Consider the following 19,652-nt stretch of genomic DNA (forward strand, 5'->3'; position numbering starts at 1 on the left):
CTCTCAGCCCGCGCAGTCCGCGCAACGACCGAAGATCTCGATCGTGTGTTCCACCTCGGTGAAGCCGTGGTCGGAGCTCACCGCGGCGGCCCACTTCTCGACCGTCGGCCCCTCGACCTCGACCGTACGGCCGCACGCTCGGCAGACGAGGTGGTGATGGTGCCGATCGCTGGCGCAGCGTCGGTAGGCGGATTCGCCGTCCTCCGTACGCAGGACGTCGACTGCTCCGTCGGCCGCGAGTGCCTGCAGGGTGCGATAGACCGTGGCGAGCCCGATCTTTTGACCGACTTCGGTCAATTTGGTGTGCAGCTCCTGGGCAGTGACGAAGTCATCGAGGGAGCCGAGCAGTTCGCTGACGGCGGCTCGTTGCTTGGTCGGGCGCCGGTTGGCAATGGCGTTCACGATCGCTCCTTGGTCAGCTCAGTGAGGTCGTCGGCGCTGCCGTGGTCGTCCCAGTGGTCACCTCGGTGATCACGGTGGGCGGCGTGCAACTCGTGGTCGTGGACATAGTCGACGTGGTCCTGATGCAACACCGCGTCGTGGCCGCAGCCATCGGCGTGCTGGTGGGGGTGTCCGCTGCGGCGGGCCCGACGGCGGCGGGCCGCGCTGACCGTTGACACGACGGTCGCGACGACGACGAACACCGCAACGGCGAAGAGCACGACGGTGCCGCCGGATGGGGTGTCGAGGTAGTAGGAGGCAGTAACTCCACTGGCACCGCAGAGCGCGCCAACGAGCACGGCCCACCAGGTGGCGGCGCGGAAGCTCGCGCCGAGTCGCTGACCGGTGGCATTAGGCAGGATCATCAGCGCGCTGATCAGCAGCAGTCCGATGACCCGCATCGACAGCACGATCGTGACCGACGTCAGCACCGACAGCGCCAGGTTGGTGCGCAGCACCGGCATCCCGACCGAACGCGCATATTCCTCGTCGTTCGCGACCGCGAACAGTCGTTTGCGCAGTACGGCGGTGGTGCCGACCGCAATGACGGCGAGCAGCCCGAATTGCCAAAGTTGCGCGTCGGCGGTGGTGAGCAGAGACCCGAACAGATATTGCTCGATCGAGGTGCCCTGCCCGCCGGCGCGCGCCAGCAGGACGACGCCGGCTGCGATTCCGCCGTAGAACATCACGGCCAGAACGACGTCGGCGTTGGCGGCTCCCTTGACTCGGATTGTCTCTACAACACCAGCACAGATGACTGCGGCGATGAGCGCAGTCAGCAGGGGCGACTGTCCGGTCAGGACACCGATCGCCACACCCGCGAGAGCGACGTGGCCGAGGCCGTCACCGATCAGGGACAGGCGTCGTTGCACCAGAAAGACACCGACGGAGGGGGCGGCCGCACCGACCAGGACAGCGGCGATCAGCGCGTTGCGCATGAAGTCGAGCTGCAACATCTCCATCATCTCAGGCCTCCGAATCGCGGGAGATGGTGTCGAACGGCCCGGTGCCGATGGCGGCTCGCGCCGGTTGTTCGTCTTCGATCGGGTGGGCGCATGCCGAGGCGGCGTGGATGCGCCGACTCTGGTGTTCGGCCCATTGCGCGGGGGATCCGTCGAATCCGATCGTGTTGTGGCTGATCTCGATGATCCGGGTAACGATGCCGCGCAGCGCTTCCATCTCGTGCGTGACGATCAGCAGCGTGGTTCCGGCGTGGGCCAAGCGGGCCAGCACAGCGGCGAGGACTTCCTGGCTGACCAGGTCAACCCCGGCAGTGGGCTCGTCCATGATCAGCACGTCCGGCCGCCCGGCCAGCGCACGCGCGATCAGAGCACGGCGCTGTTGTCCGCCGGAGAGTTCGGTGACGTCGGCATCCGCGCGGTCGGTCAGGCCGACCCGGGCGAGCGCGGTGTCGACCAGTTCGCGATCCAACGCGGACTCGCGCTGCCACCACCGGCGGTGCGGCAGACGACCGACCTCAACCACCTCTCGTACGGTCGCTTTCACCGACGTCGACAGCGTGTGTCGCTGCGGCACGTAACCCAAGCGAGTCCGGTCGCCGAACGTCGCCGCCGACTGGCCGAACAGTTCGAAGCTACCGCCCAGGTGGTCGTTGAGGCCGAGCAGCCCTTTCATGACGGTGGACTTGCCGGCGCCGTTGGGCCCGAGGACGGCGACGACCTCACCGGGGCGAACGTCGAAACTGATTCCGTCGACAACCCGCCGACCGCCGTAGCCGAAGGCCGCGGAGCGAACGGAGATGACCGGCGCAGTGGCTGGTGCAAGTGCCGGATCGTTCGTCATGAGCAGCCCTGTCCGCTTCGCAGTGTCGCCAGGTTGGAATGCATGATCTCCAGGTAGTTGGTGCCAGCCGATGCCTTGGTGACTCCCTCGATCGGGTCGAGGACCGCCGTATGAGCGCCGGTGTTCTTGGCGACGGTCTGGGCGATCACCGGCGACACCAACGTCTCGGTATAGATCGTCGTCGTCTGATTCTTCTGTACGAACGCGGCCACGTCACGCAGTCGGGCCGGCGTCGGTTCCTGGTCTGGTGTCACCCCGGTGACCCCGACCTGCCGCAGGTTGTAGCGGCTAGCGAGGTAGCCGAACGCGGAGTGGCCGGTGACGATCGTACGGTTCGTGCAGGTCTTGAGGCCGGTCGCGAACTGGTGGTCCAGGGTCGTCATCGAGGTGTCGAACGTGGCGCGGTTGGCTGTGTAGTCGGCTTTGTGGGCCGGGTCGATCTTGATCAGTTGAGCGGCGACGGCGTCGCCGACGGACTTCATCCGGGTCGGATCGAGCCAGAAGTGTGGGTCGGTTCCGCTGCCCTCGGTGTCGGCGCCACCGATGGTGGTGATCGAACCCAGGTTGAGGTCGAGGTGTGCGGCGCCGGCAAGGTCGAGCGTCTTCGGCGCGTTCGCGGATGCCTGGTCGACTGCCGACTGGAAACCCTTGGTGTAAACGAGCAGGTCGGCCTTGGTCAGTGACCCGACCTCGCGAGGGGTGAGTTCGAGGTCGTGCGGTTCTGCCCCGGCAGGGGTGAGGCTCGAGGCGTCAACGTGGCTGCCGCCAATCTGTTGCACGGCGTATTCGATCGGGTAGAAGGAAGCGACGACCTTGACCTTCCCGTCGCTCGCCGCGGCATCACCGGATCCGCAGGCAGACAGCGAGGTGGTGACACCTGCGGCGATCAGGGTGGCGACAGCGGCCTTCGTAAACATGACAATCATTCTCAACCAAGTTGAGAATGATTGTCAAAAGAGCAGCGCGTGAGAAAGGCCGTCAACCATCGCGAGAGCGATCAGGAGGAAGAACGTCGCGCCCCGCATCAACCGCACCGAACGGTCGAGACCCGGCCAGGTGAGGTAGGTCGTCCAGCCGACGAATACCGCGACGATCAGGATCAGCAGGGCGCCGAGAACCCCGCCGAACACACCGCCCAGGATGACCAGCACGAGCGCAATACCGGCAAGAACCAGCTGCGGCACCCTCGACAAGGCCTGCAATACCGGGAAACTCGCGTGTTCGATCTTGGCGCGGATGGGGGAGACGGAGACTTCGGGACGAGACACCGCCCCAGGGTACGGGCGGGGCCGATGACATCTGTCATGGCCACGTCATGACGCCGCACCTCGGTTCGGACCCCGAGGACCGGAGATGCTGCAGGGGTGAACCATCCTGCCTCTGAGACACTGCCCGGCATGGTGCGGTCGCGGATTGCTCGATTCGGTCGCCAGGACGACCGTGGTCGCGCCTTCAACTGGGGACGAGCCATGGGCTACTTCTGGAGTTGCATCTGGCTGCTGTGGCTGGTGCAGCCGCTCGTCACCGCAATTCGGGCCGAGGCGTGGTCGGGGATATTTGCGCTCGTCGCCTTCGTCGCGGCCTACGTCTGGCAGTTCACCCAACGAGGGTGGGTCTTCTCGCCCGAACAAACACCGTGCGTCCCTCGTCGCCACCGCTCAGGCTGGTTCTCCGTTGCGCGCTACGCGCTGATGGTCGCCCTGGCCGGGTTGTGCATGGTGACCATCGGGCAGGACGGCGCCGCCACCATGGTCTTCACCGCGATCGCTGCGGTGTGGAGTTTCCCGATGCTCGTCGCCGTTCCGGTGGCAGCCGCGACCGCCGCCACTTACGTGGGGCTGTGGAGTCATGTCGACGGGTGGCGCGCGGACTGGGGCTCACTGATCGGCCTGGGGTTCGGAGTCATCGCGGTCATCGCGGGCCGCACCTCCGCGCAGCGGCAACGGGCGCTCGACGTCAGCGAGACCCAGAACGCCCAGCTGGCCGTCGAAGCCGAACGTAACCGGCTCGCCCGCGACGTCCACGACATCCTGGGTCACTCGTTGACGGTCATCACGGTCAAGGCCGAACTGGCCGGAAAGCTGTTGGACACCGGCCAACAAGACCGAGCCCGTACGGAGGTCGCAGACCTGGAGCGGCTCTCCCGGGAGGCGCTCACCGACGTCCGACGAGCGGTCGAGGGTTTCCGGGAAATCTCGCTGCCTGGTGAGCTTGCCCGCGCCAGAGAAGCGTTGTCGGCCAAGGGAATTCACGCGTACGTCCCGACGGCCACCGACGAAGTCGCGGGCGATGCTCGTGAGCTGTTTGCGTGGGTCGTCCGCGAGGGAATCACCAACGTGATCCGCCATAGCAACGCCGTAGAATGCCGGATCGAATTGGCGCCTGATTATGTGGTGATAGCCGACGACGGCACCACCACCAGTACCGACAGCCCGGGCAACGGCCTGCGCGGACTACGCGAACGGGCCCGCTCCGTGGGCTACCGCATCGTGGTGACAACAGGACCGGGATTCCGCCTCGAAGCGGTCCCGGCCGATCGGGAGGGATGACATGTCGATCCGGGTGATGCTCGCCGACGACCAAGCGCTTGTCCGCGGGGCGTTGGCCGCGCTGCTGTCGATGGAAGGCGATTTGGACGTCGTCGCTGAGGTCGGCCGGGGCGACGAGGTGCTGGCTGCCGCCCGGCAAGCCGCGCCCGACGTGGTGCTGATGGACGTGGAAATGCCCGGCCTGGACGGCATCGCGGCGACGGCCGAACTGACATCGGCGCTACCTGCCGTACGCGTTCTGATTGTCACGACCTTCGGTCGCCCCGGATATCTGCGCCGCGGACTGCAAGCCGGGGCGGGCGGATTCGTGGTCAAAGACACCCCGGCGTCCCAACTGGCCGACGCGATCCGCCGGGTCCACCAAGGGCTGCGGGTCGTTGACCCAGCGCTGGCCGCCGATTCGCTGGTTGCAGGGGAGTCACCCCTGACCGCCCGGGAAACCGAGGTGCTGCGCAAAGCGCGTCAGGGCGGCACGGTCAGCGACATTGCCCGCGCGGTCTTCCTGTCCGAGGGAACGGTCCGCAACCACCTGTCGAGCGCGATCGGAAAGACCAGCGCGCGCAACCGCGCCGAGGCCGTGCAGATCGCCGAGTCCAACGGCTGGCTCTGAGCCACCCCACGAAGTTCTCCACTCCTTCGTCGCTCCGATACTTCGCGAGGACCCCGGCACAGTCACCCCACGAAGTTCTCCACTCCTTCGTCGCTCCGATACTTCGCGAGGACCCCGGCACAGTCACCCCACGAAGTTCTCCACTCCTTCGTCGTTCCGATACTTCGCGAGGACCCCGGCACAGTCACCCCACGAAGTTCTCCACTCCTTCGTCGTTCCGATACTTCGCGAGGACCCCGACACAGTCACCCCGCGAAGTTCTCCTCCCAAAAGCGAAACCGCTCGATTTGCATTGGCCTGAGACGATGGAGGTGTCATGACGATCACCGCACCCGCCCCCGTCCTGCAGCCGCTGCAGATCGGCCCGCACACCGTGGACACCCCGGTCGTGCTCGCGCCGATGGCCGGCATCACCAACCGTGCCTTCCGCCGGCTGTGCCGTCAGTACGGCGATGCGGGCTCGACCGCCGGCGGCGCCAGCGGCGCGACCAGCCTCTACGTCAGCGAGATGATCACCTCGCGTGCCTTGGTGGAGCGGACCCCGATCACCATGCGGCTCATCGAGTTCGACGACGATGAGTCCCCGCGCTCTATCCAGCTCTACAGCGTGGATCCGGCGACGACGGCGCTGGCGGTGCGGATGATCGTCGAGGAGAATCTCGCCGATCACATCGACATGAACTTCGGTTGCCCAGTTCCGAAGGTGACCCGCAAGGGCGGCGGCTCGGCGCTGCCGTGGAAGACCGAGTTGTTCCGCGGCATCGTCTCGGGCGCCGTACGCGAAGCGAGCAAGGGCGGCCTCCCGGTCACCGTCAAGATGCGCAAGGGCATCGACGACGACCACCTCACTTACCTCGAGGCCGGCCGCATCGCCGAGGGCGAAGGTGCCGCCGCGGTCGCGCTGCACGCCCGTACGGCGGCGCAGGCCTACTCCGGTACCGCCGACTGGACGGCGATCGCCCAGTTGAAGCAGACGGTCACCGCGATCCCCGTCCTCGGCAACGGCGACATCTGGTCGGCAGAGGACGCCGTACGGATGGTCAACGAGACCGGCTGCGACGGAGTCGTCGTCGGGCGCGGTTGCCTTGGCCGCCCGTGGTTGTTCACCGACCTGGCGGCAGCGTTCGCCGGCAGTGAGGTGCGGGTGCAGCCGACCTTCGCGGAGGTGGCCACGACACTGCGCAGGCACACCGAGTATCTGGCGGAGTTCTACCAGGACGAGTTCAAGGCATGCCGCGACATCCGCAAGCACATCGCCTGGTATCTCAAGGGTTTCCGGGCCGGTGGCCAGATCCGTTCCGGCCTGGCGCTGGTCGACAGCTTCGCGGCACTCGACGACCTGATCGCCACGATGGACCTGGACCAACCGTGGCCGGGCGATGCCGCCGAGGGCCAGCGTGGTCGGGCCGGATCCGAACGTCGGGTCATCCTGCCGGACGGGTGGCTGGACAGCCAGGAACTCAGCGCGGCTCAGCAGCAGTCGATCGCCGAAGCCGAACTGAACGTCTCCGGCGGCTGATCAGTCCGTCTCGACGGGGCGTTCCGGGTCGGTGATCCAGTGGGACCACGACCCGATGTAGACCCCCGGCATCGAGTGAATTCCGCTGTGTTCCAACGCGAGTGCTAGGTGTGAGGCCTGCACCCCGGAGCCGCAGTAGACGCCGACTTCCTCCTCGGCTTGCACCCCCGCCGCGGTGAACCGCATTGCCAGGTCGTCGGCCGGCAGGAAGTGGCCCAGCTCGTCGACGTTCGCCAACGCGGGCATCGAGTGGGCCCCCGGGATGTGGCCGGCGACGGGGTCGATCGTCTCGTTGCGTCCGGCGAATCGTTCGGCAGGGCGGGCGTCCAGCAGCACCGAGCGGTAGGCGAGGTCGGCCGCCGCGTCGGCGTCGAGCAGCGGTCGGCAGTCGGGGGTCGCGACGAAATCACCGGCAGCCGGGCTGACCGGCGCGCTGCTCAGCTTGCGGCCAGACCGAACCCACGCATCGAGACCGCCGTCCAGAACCGCGACCCGGTCATGACCGAAGTAGCGCAACAACCACCAACAGCGGCTCGCAGCAAGGGAGTTGGCGGCGTCGTAGACAACTACGCCGTGGTCCTCATTGACCCCTGCCGCGCGCATCGCCTGCTGGAAAGTCGCGGCGTTGGGCATGGGGTGACGTCCACCGTCGCCGGGGGCGGCGCTCAGCGCCACCTCGAACTCGACCCAGGCTGCCCCCGGCAGGTGTCCTTCGTCGTACGCCGGTCGTTGCGAGGGCGCGTTCAGCTGCCACCGCACGTCCAACACCGCTGGCGGGTTGTCGCCGTCGAGCAGTTCGGCCAGGCGGTCCACACTGATCAGCGGCCGGGTCGTCGTCATGCTCCGAGCGTACGACCGCTCGGCGGGTGCTGAACACCCGAACGCGTCTAACCTGGGGACATGTGCCGAAACATCCGTCCGCTCAATAATTTCGAGCCGCCGGCCTCCGATGACGAGGTGCACGCGGCTGCGCTGCAATACGTCCGCAAGGTCGCCGGCGCGACGAAGCCGTCTGCTGCCAACCAGGCCGTCTTCGATGAGGCCGTCGCCGCCGTCGCCGCCGCCAGCAGGGTTCTGATCGACGCGCTCGTCACGACGGCGCCGCCGAAGAACCGTGAGGTCGAGGCCGAGAAGGCGCGCGCTCGAACCCGCGCCCGCTACGCCTCATGAGTGATCCCCGCGTCGAACCGGTCGACACGGCAGCGCGCATTCAACTGCGCGGCTGGCTCGGCGATGCCGCCGCGCTGGGTGTCGACGTTGACGACGCCGAGACGATCCAGGCCGCGTACGAGCAGTACTTCGACCGGGTGCTCGGCACCCCAGAGGACCAACGCGGCGACCCGACGCCGACCTTGACGGCGATCGCGATGGCGCTGGGCGAGCATCTGCGGCGCAACTCGCCGGCCGACTGGCGGATTGTCACCGACGATCAAGGGCGCGATCTGGCGCTCGCCTCCCCGGATGCGCAGTCGATCCTCTTCCCGATCGATCCGATCGCTGCGTCGTGGGAACAGCAGCAGCGGCTCTGGCTCCGGGACTTCGTCGATGCCGCGGTCACCCAGTTCGCCGACCGGCCAACCGGCGGATGACTGAATCGCTCCCGGCGATCGGCGACCGGTTCCTGCGTGAGGTCGATCCGCGATCGATTCGACGCAAGAATCTGCTCAACCGGCTCAACGGATCGACCCTGCTCGGCCGCGCGATCGCCCGCATCGGTCATTGCCGCATCACCCGTGGTGAGCGGGGCATGCTGCTGGCGGACCACTACCGCTTCGGTTTTCCCGCCGGCGGCGCCTTCACGGTGGGCAGCGTCGCGATCACGGCGGGCGATTGGCCGCAGTTGTTGGCCGACCGCCCGAGTCTGATTCGGCACGAAGAGTGGCATTCCTTCCAGTACGCCCGGGTCGGCGGTCTGCCGTTCCTGCCGCTCTATGCGGGGGCGCTGGTGTGGTCGAAGCTGACCACCGGTGATTACTGGTCGCGCAACTGGTTCGAGCGCCAAGCCGGGCTCGACATCGGCAGCTACACCGAGAACACTCTGCGCCCTGCGCTGCGGATGTTCGCTCGAACGGGCCGCGGATGACGCCGTACGAGCCGCGGGACCGCGCGCGCTTCGTCGGCGAGGATCCCGCGCAGAAGAACGCTGACCGGGACGACTTCGCCCGTGATCGGGCACGGGTTCTGCACTCCGCGTCGCTGCGCCGTTTGGCGGCGAAAACCCAGGTGTTGCAACCCGACACAGACGACTTCGTACGAAATCGGTTGACCCATTCGCTCGAAGTCGCGCAGATCGGCCGCGAGTTCGGGCTAGCGCTCGGTTGTAACGCCGATGTGGTCGATACCGCCTGCCTCGCGCACGACCTCGGACACCCGCCGTACGGCCACAACGGCGAGGAAGCGCTCAACGAGGTCGCGGCGGCCATCGGCGGCTTCGAGGGAAACGCGCAGACCTTCCGGCTGCTGACCCGCATCGAGGCGAAACGCTCGGATGAGCAGGGCCGCTCCGTCGGGTTGAACCCCACGCGAGCCAGCCTGGATGCGGTGTCCAAGTATCCGTGGCAGTCGGGTCAATCGCCTTATCCGACAGTTAAGTTCGGTTGCTACTCCGACGACGCCCAGATATTTGACTGGGTGCGCGATGGTGCTCCCGAAGGTCGCCGCTGCGTTGAAGCGCAGGTCATGGACTGGGCAGACGACGTGGCTTACTCGGTCCACGACGTCGAGGACGGCGTGACCTCGGGTTTGATCGATCTGCGGGTGCTCGACTCAACCGACGGCGTGGCCGATCTGGTCGGCCTGGCGAGGGATCTCTACGCCCCGCACCTTGAGGTCGGCCAACTTGAAGAGGCCGCCCGCGCTCTGTGGGTCAGCGGGGCTGTGCCGCAACGCAGTCCGAACGCGCGCCAAGACGTCGCGGCGCTCAAGGACATGACCAGCCGGTTGATCGGCTGGTTCGTGAAATCGGCCGAGCGGGCGACGCGGGAGCGCTACGGCGACGGTGATCTGACCCGGTTCGCGGCGGATGTCGTGATTCCCGAAGAGGTGCTGGCCGAGTGCGTGCTGCTGAAGGCACTCGCGGCGCGCTACGTCATGCTCACCGACGAGCGGCACGTGTTGATGGCTCGCCAGCGGGCCGAACTGACGGCCCTTGCTGGGTATCTCGTCGAGCATCCCGACGAACTCGATCCGATCTTCGCGCAGGAATATGCAGCGGCCGGCGACGATGCCGTACAGCTGCGGGTGATTGTCGACCAGATTGCGTCGATGACCGATCTGCGCGCGAGGGCGCTGGCCGCTGCCCACGAATGAGCGACATACACTCGGGAAGTGCGTGAGGAGGTGGTGTCGTGGCTGGTCTGATCCGCAGTGACGACATCACGACCGTCAAGGAGCGTGCCTCCCTGGAGGATGTCGTCCGCGAACACGTGACGCTGCGCTCGGCCGGCCCCGGGTCGCTCAAGGGGCTCTGCCCCTTCCACGACGAGAAGACGCCGAGTTTCACCGTCCGGCCCTCCGTCGGCGCCTATCACTGCTTCGGCTGCGGCCAATCCGGCGACGTCATCTCGTTCGTGATGGAACTGGACCACCTCACCTTCTCCGAGGCCGTGGAGCGGCTCGCGGCCAAGGCAGGCATCGAACTGCACTACGAAGAGGGTTCGGGTCCTCGCCCGGAGTCGATCGGACGGCGTACGAGGCTGCTTGAGGCCCACCGCGTTGCGGCGGAGTTCTATCAGGAGGCATTGCTGCGCCACCCCGACGCCCGCACAGCGCGCGACTACCTGCGTGGGCGCGACTTCAACAGCGCAGCGTGTGAGCCGTTCGGAGTCGGCTACGCCCCACGTGGTGGCCAAGACCTCGCAGATGTGTTGCAGCGCAAGGGTTTCAGCCGCGAGGAGATGGTTGCTGCCGGCCTCGTTGGCGAGGGACGGCGCGGCATCTATGACCGTTTCCGCGGCCGCGTTGTTTGGCCCATCCGCGACATCACTGGCGACACCATCGGCTTCGGCGCCCGGCGGATTTTCGACGAGGACCGCATCGAGGCGAAATATCTCAACACCTCCGAGACCGCGATCTACAAGAAGACGAACGTGCTCTACGGTCTCGACCTCGCCAAGAAGGCCATTGCGGCCGACCGCAAGGTCGTGGTGGTTGAGGGCTACACCGACGTGATGGCTGCCCACCTTTCCGGGGTCCCGCATGCGGTCGCCACCTGTGGCACAGCTTTTGGGGCCGACCACATCAAGTCGTTGCGCCGGCTGATCCGCGATGAGCAGGGGCAGGCGCCGGGCAGCGTGATCTTCACCTTCGACGGTGATGCCGCCGGGCAGAAGGCCGCGATGAAGGCTTTCGACATGGACCAGCAGTGGGCGGCGCAGTCCTACGTGGCGGTCGCTCGCGACGGGATGGATCCGTGTGAGTTGCGTCAGGTCGAGGGGGAGCGCGGTGTTCAGGCGCTGATCGAATCGGCGACTCCGATGTTCGAGTTCGCGGCCCGCACCACCCTTGCCCGCTTCGATCTGTCCAGCCTCGAGGGTCGGGCCCACGGGATGCACGCTGTCGCGCCGATCCTGAAGGGGATTCGTGACCAGTCGTTGCGGTCGCTCTATACCCGCGAGGTGTCCGGCTGGTTGGGTGTTCCGCTGGAGCAACTGGAACGTGAGGTGCGCAGCGCGTCCAAGCTGGTGATCCCCGAACAGCGTTCCCGCACAGTCGAACCCGAGCAGGAGACGCGCCAGTCGGTGGTGCCCAATCGACGTGACCCGTTGGTGATGGCCGAGTCGCAACTGCTGTCCTGCATGTTGCAGTTCCCCTCGGTTGTTCCCGGTCCGGAGCTGATGAAGTTGGCCGCACAGGACTTCGTCGCCCCAGCCCATCAGGAGATTTTCGAAGCGGTGATGAAGGTCGGCGATCCGTCGGCGTTGTCGCTGCGAGCCTGGGGGATCGCCGCGCGGGAACACGCCCCCGAGCAGTTGCGCGACTACGTCTCGCAGTTGTCGGTGGAGGATCTGCCGACGCTGATCGAGCGCTCCACCGGACTGCCGGAGAGCCGTTTCCCCGCTTCGTTGATTCGCCGCGTACGCGATGCGTCGTTGCGTCGGCAGTCTGCGCAGGTCATGGCGCAGCTGCGGCAGCAGTCGGGCGATCCGGAACTGACCCGTCAACTGTCGGCGCGACTGCTGGAACTGCAGAACCAACTCGCCCGACTTGCGAACGTCTAGGAGGCGTCATGAAGTGGCTCGGACGAGAACCGAAGGTTCCGGAGTCGGTCGTACGCGTGTTGAAGCCCGCGCGCGGGGAGAAGGTCCTGGCCTACGCCGTCGATGACAACACCGGCGCCACCGTGGTGGCGACGTCGGCCGATGTCGCACTCCTGCACAACGACCAGGTCGTTTGGCAGCGCCCGTGGATGGACGTCGACTCCGGGCAGTGGAACCCCGACACCTGGACGCTGAGCATTACCTGGACCGACCGAAGCCGCGCGGCGCAGTTCAGCTTCAAGGACACCGACACCCGGTTGCCCGAGGTGTTCCACGAGCGGGTTCAAGCGTCCGTGGTGCTGTCGGCACCGCTGCCGTTGACCGGCCCAGGCTCCACTGGGCGGGTGGTCATCCGCAAAGACCTGCGCAGTGGTCGGCTGCACGAACAGCGGGTTCTCGGGCGGCGTACGGACCCTTCCGATCCGCAGGTTGCACAGGCGATTTCGCGGGTCTCGGCGCAATTACGCGACCAGGTCGGCCTCTGATTCTGCCGGTTTCAGGAATCGGCAGGAGGGCTGATAGAGTTTTCGACGCACCCACGCGGGAGTATTCCCCTGTAGCTCAATTGGCAGAGCAGCCGGCTGTTAACCGGCAGGTTGTTGGTTCGAGTCCAACCGGGGGAGCAACCAGAAAAACCCCGGAGTCTGCCCGAGACTCCGGGGTTTTTTGCGTCGCGGCAGCCGGGGAACCGAGCAATCACCGGAACTGTGTCGACACGATCAAACCCACGCTGAGCAGGCCGCAGGTCACGGTGACAGCGAGGAAGAAGCCGAGCCAGCCCACGGCTGGTAGAACCGAGCTTCGGGCGGCATCATGAGCGTCAGACGGTGTTCCGTCCCCACGACGATGAGCGCGAATCAGATCCCAAGTCGCTCGCACGGATCCGATGGCCAAGAAGACGCCGACGGTCAGCACCAGTGCGGTGATCACTTTGGGCCGGCCCGCGTTCAGCACCGCGAGGGTGCCGAGCAGCGAAACTGCGATCACGAGCAGACCCCAAAGGTTTCTGACCAGCAGCAAGGCGGCCACCAGCATCAGCGCGACGCCGATCAACGCCGCGCCGGCGTGCGCAGTGGTCGCGGCCCACACCAACAGGGCGCCGACGACGCCAGGAGCCGGATAGCCGGCCACCGCCGTCAGCAACATTCCCAGGCCGGTGGATTTGCCCCGGGTGACGGCCAGCCCCGAAGTGTCGCTGTGCAGTCGGATTCCGCTGATGCTTCGGCCACAGAGCCGCGCGACAAGGACGTGACCCATCTCGTGAACGATGGTCACGACGTTGCGCGCCGTATGCCAGATCGGATCGTACGCAGCAGTCAGGGCGATCAGCCCGAACGCCAACGCGACCATCCAGGGTGAAACCTCAGATCCCAGGCTGAGGCGATCAAGAACCCAGTCGGTCAGCGCAGAGAGCGGTCCCACGATCCCGCGTTTCAGTGCAACTGCACAGTTGCGGTCGCCCCGAGCAGGATGTCGCCGCCACCGTTCGGGAGCCGGTTGCAGCTGAGGTTCACGGTGACTGTGCTGCCGCTAATCGTCGCCGGGTGGGTGGCTTGTTGGTTAGGCCCGACAGAGATCGGGAGTGTCGCGTTGAAGATGGTGCCGTTGGGCGGACCACCTGTGCTGTTGAAGACCCCAGCGCCGTCGGCGAGCGTGATCGTCACCTGCCAGGTGTCCCTCGGACAGGTGGCGGCGATGACGACAGAGCCGCCGCGATGCGCGAGCGTTGGTGAGACCCGTACGCCCGCAGTCAGTGCCGGTGGCGGCGCCGGTGCAGTCCCGGTGATGGTGATCGGCAAAGCCGAGCCGACAGAGGTCTCAGCCCCGGCGAGACAGCCGACCGACACCGAACCGGCGCCAGGTTGGAGGGCGGGCTTGTCAGCTGGGCGAGGGGCGTTGATCGGCTTCGAGAGATCGACTTCTGCCGCGAACCGCCCGTCGGTGGCCACCGGGATGCGTTGTTGCAGAGCGGGGCCCGCGGAGTCGGTGATGTAGGCGTTGGCGGTCGAACCCGGGTAAGGGCAGCGTCCGTTGATCGACAACTTTCCGTCAAGGGCGACGGTGCGAGTCGGCACCGTCAGCGTCGCCGCGCGGTAGGTCGTCGTGACGGCGACCGACTTTGTCACCTTGAGCCGGTCGATTCTGACCTTGTTCTTGTCGCGGTATCGAGTGCAGGCGAGGGTGACCTCGGCGCGGCCGTTGGCTTGGAAGTCGAGGCTGGACAGGCTCAGCGAACGGGACACGTCACCGGTGGCCGGAAGGTCCGCGTCGGTCACCGATCCGGCCATGCCGGGCTTCTGCGCGGTGACACTCGCCGTCGGCGTCCAGAACCCGCCGACCGGACAGTGCCCGGAGACCGTGAACGGGCGGTTTGTGGTGACCGACGCGGGAACGCTCAACGTGGGAGTGCCTGACCCCCACGGCGCGGACGGTGTGGGGGAGTCGGCCGTGCTGCCCGGGGCTGAAGGTGTCGTGGCCGCGGCTCGAATCGTGATGTGCAACGTCGGGCTGGCGGCCGCGCCCGTCGGTTGGTACTGCTGCGTTCCGCAGCTGGTCAGCAGCAGCCCGGCGGCAGCTGCGCCGAACCAGACCCTCGCGCGCGTCGACATGCTCGTCCCCTCGCCGTGCCGCAGGCGTCTGCGGCTGTCAGGTCGAGGTTAGGCCCGATCGGGGTCCCTCGTCACCGACCAGTGAATGCGGGCTCTGCCTGAATCGCACGGAGTCGGCGAGATCGGCGTCCTGGCGGTCAGCGGTGCAGCCAGCCGTGCAGCAACCGCCCCATCGCGGGGAGGAAGAAATATGTCATCAGTGGAGTGAGGATCAGGGTCGAGACCAACACCCGCAGCGGAATCGGGGAATGACCGGTCACGGGGACAAGCAGGTAGCTCGAGACGAGCGAAATCGGGAAGAACGCGAGCCAGATCATCGTCGCCTGCTTCCAGCGCGGCGGAACGACCGCGGTCGGGGCCTCGATGGTCTCGCTGACGGGTTGGTCGAACCAGCCCTCGATGCCGACGCGACGGTGCGCGCGGTCATGCTCCACCAGACCCTCCGCGCTTTCCAGCCACCACTTGCGCTGCTTCGATTCCTCCCACGCCGCCATCGAATTGGCGTCGGTGAACCGGTAGAGCATGTGCCACTCATCGGAGCCGTCCCGCGGACGGATCCATCCGGTTCCGAGGAACCCAGGGGAACGTTCGGCGAGGGCGGTGCCCGCGTTGATCCAGGCATGCATCTGGGGTTCATGGCCGGGCTGAACGCGTCGGGTGATGGCGACGGTCACTGCCTCGGGCGCAGACGTGGTGGTCATACCTCCATGGTCGCGGACCAGAAGGAGTGCGTACGACCGCCCAGCGGGGCCACGGACGTGACGTCGCTCACGTGGGGCGCTTCACAAACGCACCTCAACCTCCTCTCAGCACCGTTGCATACGGTGGCCAGATGTCATTCCCCCAAACTGACGAGACCGTCGCGAAGCCGCGTTGGTCTCCTCGCCGCCGGCGCCGGCTGACGGTGTTCATCGCGATCCTGGTGGTGCTGCTGCTGGGCGGTGGGTTCGCCTATTACCACCTGAACAGCAACCTGCGCACCGAGGCGCTGACCCGGGGCGGTTCTACCAACACCGCGCTGGACTCCGGCAAGCCGATGAACATCTTGGTGCTTGGTTCCGACAGCCGGACGAATGCCGCTGACTGCAAAATCGGCGGTGGCTGTTCGACCTCGACAGCCGGTGCGACCTCGTCCAGCAGTTCGAAGAGTCTGGACAGCTTTGCCTACGGCAACGCCGATGTGGAGTGGCTCGTGCACGTCTCCGCGGATCGCAAGCGGATCCAGGAAGTGAGTGTTCCGCGCGACACGATCGTCGACATTCCCCAGTGCACAGATCCCGCGACCGGGCAGTCAGTCGCGGCACATCGCGGTCGGATCAACTCGAGCATGCAATACGGGCCGGACTGCATGGTGGCGACGATGCACCAGGTCACCGGCCTGCCGATCGATCACTTCGCGGTCGTCGACTTCTCCGGTGCTGTGACGCTGAGCAACGCGGTCGGCGGGGTCGACGTGTGTGTGAACAACGACGTCTACGACCCGTTCTCCCACCTGAAACTTTCGAAGGGAACTCACACCCTCAAGGGCGACTCGGCGTTGCAGTTCCTGCGGACCCGGCACGGGTTCGGCGACGGTTCCGACCTGGGGCGGGCGGGAGCGCAGCATCTGTTCCTCGCCGCGCTGATGCGGTCGATGACCTCGACTTCGACGTTGGTCAACCCGGTCAAGGTCTACGGCATCGCGGACGCCGGCACCAAAGCACTGATCGTCGACAAGGGCCTCGGCTCTGTGGCAAAGCTCGCGCAGCTGGGCTACGAGGTCTCCAAGGTTCCGAACAGCGGTGTGCAGTTCGTGACGATGCCGACGCTGACGAATCCTGCCGACGCCGCGACCGTGATCGAGGCACCGTCGGCGCAGAAGTTCTGGGACGACCTGGCGGCCGACCGTGCGTTCGGTTCCGCCACCCCGTCCTCGTCGACCTCGAGCACGCCCGGTGCGTCCTCTTCATCGACATCGACATCGGCGACCGCGTCGGCCTCAACCTCCACCGAGCCGACGGCGACGACCGCCGACAAGGCAACCGGGTGCGCCGAGGTGAGCACCTATCGCTCGGTCGAAATCAACGGTGTGCCGATGACGCCGACACAGGCGTACGCGGCGAGCCCGAAGGTGCCTAACTCGGCTCCGTGAGCATCGTCAGGGCAGCAGCGTCGGCGGTCCCGTTTCTCAGGAGTTCCGCGTCGTCCTGCGTGTCGAGCGCGCCGCTTTCAGCGACGCCTGCGACCCCTCCACCGGCGGGCAGTTCGAGCTTCGGTCCTGCGGCACGCTCAATCGGTGGCCGTAAACAAGAGCGAGTAACCCGGGGCCAACGTCATGGCGGTGGCCATTGACTGCCAGCCTGACCGGCCCGCCGTACGGTGCCCACCCGCTGATCGAACACACCGCGCCGGGCACCAAGCCGCGATCGGCGAGGTAGGCCAGGGCGCCTGGGTCGTCGTGGCGAAGGCGGTCGATGACGAAGACATCACCATTGCCCATCGCTGCCAAACAGGTGCCCCAGGTCTCGACGTGGTCCTCCCCGGGGCGAGGAATCGGATCGCCGTGCGGGTCGGCGAGTGGCCGCCCAAGCAGGACGTCGAACCGTTCCAGCAGTCGGTCTGACACCGCGTGTTCGAGCAGGTCGGCCTCCACCGGTGCCTCGTCCCAAGGCACCCCGACGACCTGCACCAGGAATGTCTCGATCAGCCGGGAGCGCCGAATGATCGCCTCCGCGTGGCCTCGGCCGTGGTCGGTGAGGACCAACTGGCGTCCCGAGCGGCGAACGAGTTCATGGGTCAGAAAGCGCTTCATCATCGCCGACACCGTCGGCCCGGTGACCTCCAATACCGCAGCCAGGGCCGTGGTGCTCATCGGACCGCCGCCGGGGGCACCTTCCCGCAGCGCCCGTAGTGCGTCTTCCGCGGCACGCGTGATTGCCAAACCACAGTCAGGGCAGTCTTTCTCGGTCGTGGCCATCAGATCAGGCCCACGAGCAGGTAGGCATCGAGTCCGATGATTGAGGTCGTCGCAACGGTCGCGAAGACGGTCGTCACACGGCGATTGACCTGTGTTCCCATCACCGAACGTTGTCGGGTGAGTAGTACCAGGGGCACCAACGACGTCGGCAGCGCGAAGGAGAGCACCACCTGGCTGAACACCAGCGCACGCGTCGCATCCAGCCCGAATCCCAGCAGCAACAAGGGCGGCACCAGCGACACGGCGCGGCGCAACCAGATCGACACTGAACGTTGCAAGAAACCCTGCATGACGACCTGCCCGGTGTAGACCCCGACCACGGTCGATGAGAGCCCCGAGGCCAGCAGCGCTACGCCCAAGAGAGTGGCGGCCATCGGGCCGGCGACGTCCTCAAACCCCTGGTACGCCGCGGGTAGGCTTTCCGCGGCGGCGGCCGGCAGGGTGGCCGCGGCAATGACGATCGCCACATTCGCGATGCCGGCCATGGACATGGCCACGATCACGCTGCGCCGTAGGCCGGTCATCGAGCGCGGCGCGAGGGAAGGGACGGACGGTAGTCGCGCGTCGGTCGCGTCCGGCCGGCTGACTGCCGAGTGGAAGTGGAGCGCGTGGGGCATCACCGTTGCGCCGACGATGCCGACCGCAAGCAGAGCGGCGGATGGTTCCATCGGGCGTGGCGCGATCGAGGTGAACAGCCGATGCACGTCGACCCCGGCGATCAGCATTTGCCACAGGACCGCGGCGACGACGGTGCCGAGGAGCGCCAGGATGACCCCCTCGAAACCGTCGTGTCCATGCACCCGGACCGCCAGCACCAGAAAGCTGAAAGCGCCCACGAGCAGTGCCCCCACGACCAGTGGCAGCCCGAAGAGCAGATTGAGCGCAAAGGCTCCACCGACGAGCTCGGCCAGGTCGGTCATCACGACCACCAGCTCGGTCATCAGCCACAACAGCAGCCGCATCGGCCTTGCGTAGCGCTCACGGCAGTTTTCCGCGAGGCTACGACCGGTCGCGAGCCCGAGCTTGGCGGCGAGATATTGCACCACCGAGGCGGTGGCGCTGGCGGCGATCACCACCCACACCAACGAGTAGCCGAACTGGGCGCCGGCCGCAATGTTGACGCCGAAGTTGCCGGGGTCGATATATGCGACAGCCGCCAGGCAAGCTGGGATCAGGGTGCGCACACCGGTGGGTTGACGGACCTTCTGCAGCATCGTCGTCATCCCTAGAGCCGTCGGGAAGGGGTGACCGCGGCTGCCTTTGACGAGTCTTTTTGCCGCCGTTAGATCCCTCTATGTCGTAGCCCGACGGTAGACAGCGGGTTCGACGCGCACGTCTCAATCTGAGAACAGGTCAGTTTTGAGCGGGATGGATGCCGTAACCCTTGATCTTGCGATAAATCGTGGCCCGCGACATGCCCAGAGCTGCCGCGGCGAGGGCCTTGTTGTCGCCGTGAGTGTTCAGCGCTTCGACGATGGCGTCGCGCTCCAGCGATTCCAGCGCAGTGAATCGGCGCCGGCTCACCGCACGGCACTCCGGTGGCAGGTCGTCGATGGCGATAACACCCGTACGCCGGTGTTGGGCAGTGCGATTGAGGATGCGTCGCAACTGTTCAACGTTGCCCTGCCAAGGCATTCGGCCGAGCTGATTCATCGCCGATTCGGAGACAACCAGTCGGTTGTCGCGACTCACTCGAGCCAGCAGGTGTTGAGTCAGCCTAGGCAGGTCCTCCATGTGATGTCGCAGCGCCAGTGCCTCCACCGTGTGCGGAAAATGCGGCAGCAGCTCGCTCTCAATCACGGTGTGAACCACCCTGGGTTTGATGGAGGCTCGATCTATTGGATTCCAACCCCGGCGGGGTCAGCTTCTTGGGCAGCATAGAACGCTGCTTCGTACTCGGCTGGCGG

Annotated in this window: 21 protein-coding genes, 1 tRNA gene and 1 pseudogene; 11 read left to right on the forward strand and 12 right to left on the reverse strand. The window is 66.5% G+C overall.

Annotation, left to right across the window (positions count from 1 at the left end; translation table 11 throughout):
- Positions 1–3: 3 nt before the first annotated feature.
- From ACYU98_RS02560 to ACYU98_RS02580, 5 genes and pseudogenes are all read right to left on the reverse strand, one after another.
- Positions 4–393 carry a Fur family transcriptional regulator gene (locus tag ACYU98_RS02560; RefSeq protein WP_460466642.1) on the reverse strand — a complete coding sequence of 130 codons (390 nt, stop codon included), beginning with the start codon at positions 391–393 and terminating at the stop codon, positions 4–6.
- A gap of 5 nt (positions 394–398) precedes the next feature.
- Entirely contained in the window at positions 399–1,397 is a 999-nt protein-coding gene (locus ACYU98_RS02565) for a metal ABC transporter permease (protein WP_460466607.1), read from the reverse strand.
- 10 nt (positions 1,398–1,407) lie between these two features.
- Positions 1,408–2,244, reverse strand: a complete 837-nt coding sequence (locus ACYU98_RS02570) for a metal ABC transporter ATP-binding protein (protein WP_460466608.1) — start codon at positions 2,242–2,244, stop codon at positions 1,408–1,410.
- On the reverse strand, positions 2,241–3,161 hold the full coding sequence (locus ACYU98_RS02575; protein ID WP_460466609.1) for a metal ABC transporter substrate-binding protein: 921 nt from the start codon (positions 3,159–3,161) through the stop codon (positions 2,241–2,243). Before ACYU98_RS02575 ends, ACYU98_RS02570 begins: the two co-directional genes overlap by 4 nt.
- 33 nt (positions 3,162–3,194) lie before the next feature.
- A pseudogene (locus ACYU98_RS02580) lies at positions 3,195–3,527 on the reverse strand (DUF6703 family protein); the annotation flags it as partial.
- A gap of 81 nt (positions 3,528–3,608) precedes the next feature.
- Between ACYU98_RS02580 and ACYU98_RS02585 the strand changes: the two are divergent.
- The 3 genes from ACYU98_RS02585 to dusB all read left to right on the forward strand — a co-directional run bounded on the left by ACYU98_RS02585 (position 3,609) and on the right by dusB (position 6,922).
- On the forward strand, positions 3,609–4,793 hold the full coding sequence (locus ACYU98_RS02585; RefSeq protein WP_460466610.1) for a sensor histidine kinase: 1,185 nt from the start codon (positions 3,609–3,611) through the stop codon (positions 4,791–4,793).
- A 1-nt stretch (position 4,794) separates the two neighbouring features.
- Positions 4,795–5,403 carry a response regulator gene (locus ACYU98_RS02590; RefSeq protein ID WP_460466611.1) on the forward strand — a complete coding sequence of 203 codons (609 nt, stop codon included), beginning with the start codon at positions 4,795–4,797 and terminating at the stop codon, positions 5,401–5,403.
- 316 nt (positions 5,404–5,719) lie between these two features.
- Positions 5,720–6,922 (forward strand): tRNA dihydrouridine synthase DusB, encoded by a 1,203-nt coding sequence (gene dusB / locus ACYU98_RS02595; protein WP_460466612.1) that lies wholly within the window; start codon positions 5,720–5,722, stop codon positions 6,920–6,922.
- Here the strand turns inward: dusB and ACYU98_RS02600 are convergent, their stop codons facing one another.
- Positions 6,923–7,762 (reverse strand): sulfurtransferase, encoded by an 840-nt coding sequence (locus ACYU98_RS02600; protein ID WP_460466613.1) that lies wholly within the window; start codon positions 7,760–7,762, stop codon positions 6,923–6,925. It abuts the gene before it with no gap.
- 60 nt (positions 7,763–7,822) lie between these two features.
- Here ACYU98_RS02600 and ACYU98_RS02605 point away from each other — a divergent pair, with 60 nt between their 5' ends.
- From ACYU98_RS02605 to ACYU98_RS02635, 7 genes are all read left to right on the forward strand, one after another.
- A complete protein-coding gene (locus tag ACYU98_RS02605; RefSeq protein ID WP_460466614.1) occupies positions 7,823–8,092 on the forward strand; it encodes a DUF2277 domain-containing protein in 270 nt (89 codons plus the stop codon).
- A complete protein-coding gene (locus ACYU98_RS02610) occupies positions 8,089–8,511 on the forward strand; it encodes a DUF3806 domain-containing protein (protein WP_460466615.1) in 423 nt (140 codons plus the stop codon). The genes ACYU98_RS02605 and ACYU98_RS02610 overlap by 4 nt, the downstream gene beginning before the upstream one ends.
- Complete coding sequence (locus ACYU98_RS02615) at positions 8,508–9,005, forward strand: hypothetical protein (protein WP_460466616.1); 498 nt, start codon at positions 8,508–8,510, stop codon at positions 9,003–9,005. Before ACYU98_RS02610 ends, ACYU98_RS02615 begins: the two co-directional genes overlap by 4 nt.
- Positions 9,002–10,231, forward strand: a complete 1,230-nt coding sequence (locus ACYU98_RS02620) for a deoxyguanosinetriphosphate triphosphohydrolase (protein WP_460466617.1) — start codon at positions 9,002–9,004, stop codon at positions 10,229–10,231. Before ACYU98_RS02615 ends, ACYU98_RS02620 begins: the two co-directional genes overlap by 4 nt.
- 38 nt (positions 10,232–10,269) lie before the next feature.
- Positions 10,270–12,141: a DNA primase gene (gene dnaG, locus ACYU98_RS02625; protein WP_460466618.1), complete on the forward strand. Its 1,872-nt coding sequence runs from the start codon at positions 10,270–10,272 to the stop codon at positions 12,139–12,141.
- 8 nt (positions 12,142–12,149) lie between these two features.
- Entirely contained in the window at positions 12,150–12,665 is a 516-nt protein-coding gene (locus ACYU98_RS02630; protein ID WP_460466619.1) for a hypothetical protein, read from the forward strand.
- A 65-nt stretch (positions 12,666–12,730) separates the two neighbouring features.
- Positions 12,731–12,803 (forward strand) — tRNA-Asn (locus tag ACYU98_RS02635).
- Positions 12,804–12,876: 73 nt separating this feature from the next.
- Here the strand turns inward: ACYU98_RS02635 and ACYU98_RS02640 are convergent.
- The 3 genes from ACYU98_RS02640 to ACYU98_RS02650 form a co-directional block, all read right to left on the reverse strand.
- A complete protein-coding gene (locus ACYU98_RS02640) occupies positions 12,877–13,602 on the reverse strand; it encodes a M50 family metallopeptidase (RefSeq protein ID WP_460466620.1) in 726 nt (241 codons plus the stop codon).
- Between the two features lie 11 nt (positions 13,603–13,613).
- Entirely contained in the window at positions 13,614–14,789 is a 1,176-nt protein-coding gene (locus ACYU98_RS02645) for a hypothetical protein (protein ID WP_460466621.1), read from the reverse strand.
- Between the two features lie 137 nt (positions 14,790–14,926).
- Complete coding sequence (locus ACYU98_RS02650; RefSeq protein WP_460466622.1) at positions 14,927–15,490, reverse strand: antibiotic biosynthesis monooxygenase; 564 nt, start codon at positions 15,488–15,490, stop codon at positions 14,927–14,929.
- 131 nt (positions 15,491–15,621) lie between these two features.
- On the opposite strand from ACYU98_RS02650, the gene ACYU98_RS02655 reads away from it, so the two are divergent.
- Entirely contained in the window at positions 15,622–16,920 is a 1,299-nt protein-coding gene (locus tag ACYU98_RS02655; protein WP_460466623.1) for an LCP family protein, read from the forward strand.
- A gap of 36 nt (positions 16,921–16,956) precedes the next feature.
- Here the strand turns inward: ACYU98_RS02655 and ACYU98_RS02660 are convergent, their stop codons facing one another.
- The 3 genes from ACYU98_RS02660 to ACYU98_RS02670 all read right to left on the reverse strand — a co-directional run bounded on the left by ACYU98_RS02660 (position 16,957) and on the right by ACYU98_RS02670 (position 19,545).
- The gene (locus ACYU98_RS02660) at positions 16,957–17,640 is read right to left on the reverse strand and encodes a metal-dependent transcriptional regulator (RefSeq protein ID WP_460466624.1); all 684 of its coding nucleotides are present in this window, start codon (positions 17,638–17,640) and stop codon (positions 16,957–16,959) included.
- A 104-nt stretch (positions 17,641–17,744) separates the two neighbouring features.
- On the reverse strand, positions 17,745–18,959 hold the full coding sequence (locus ACYU98_RS02665) for an Nramp family divalent metal transporter (protein ID WP_460466625.1): 1,215 nt from the start codon (positions 18,957–18,959) through the stop codon (positions 17,745–17,747).
- A 139-nt stretch (positions 18,960–19,098) separates the two neighbouring features.
- Positions 19,099–19,545, reverse strand: coding sequence for an AAA-type ATPase lid domain-containing protein (locus tag ACYU98_RS02670; protein ID WP_460466626.1), 447 nt, complete (start codon positions 19,543–19,545; stop codon positions 19,099–19,101).
- Between the last annotated feature and the right edge of the window lie 107 nt (positions 19,546–19,652).

The sequence above is a fragment of the Calidifontibacter terrae genome, from assembly GCF_054778835.1.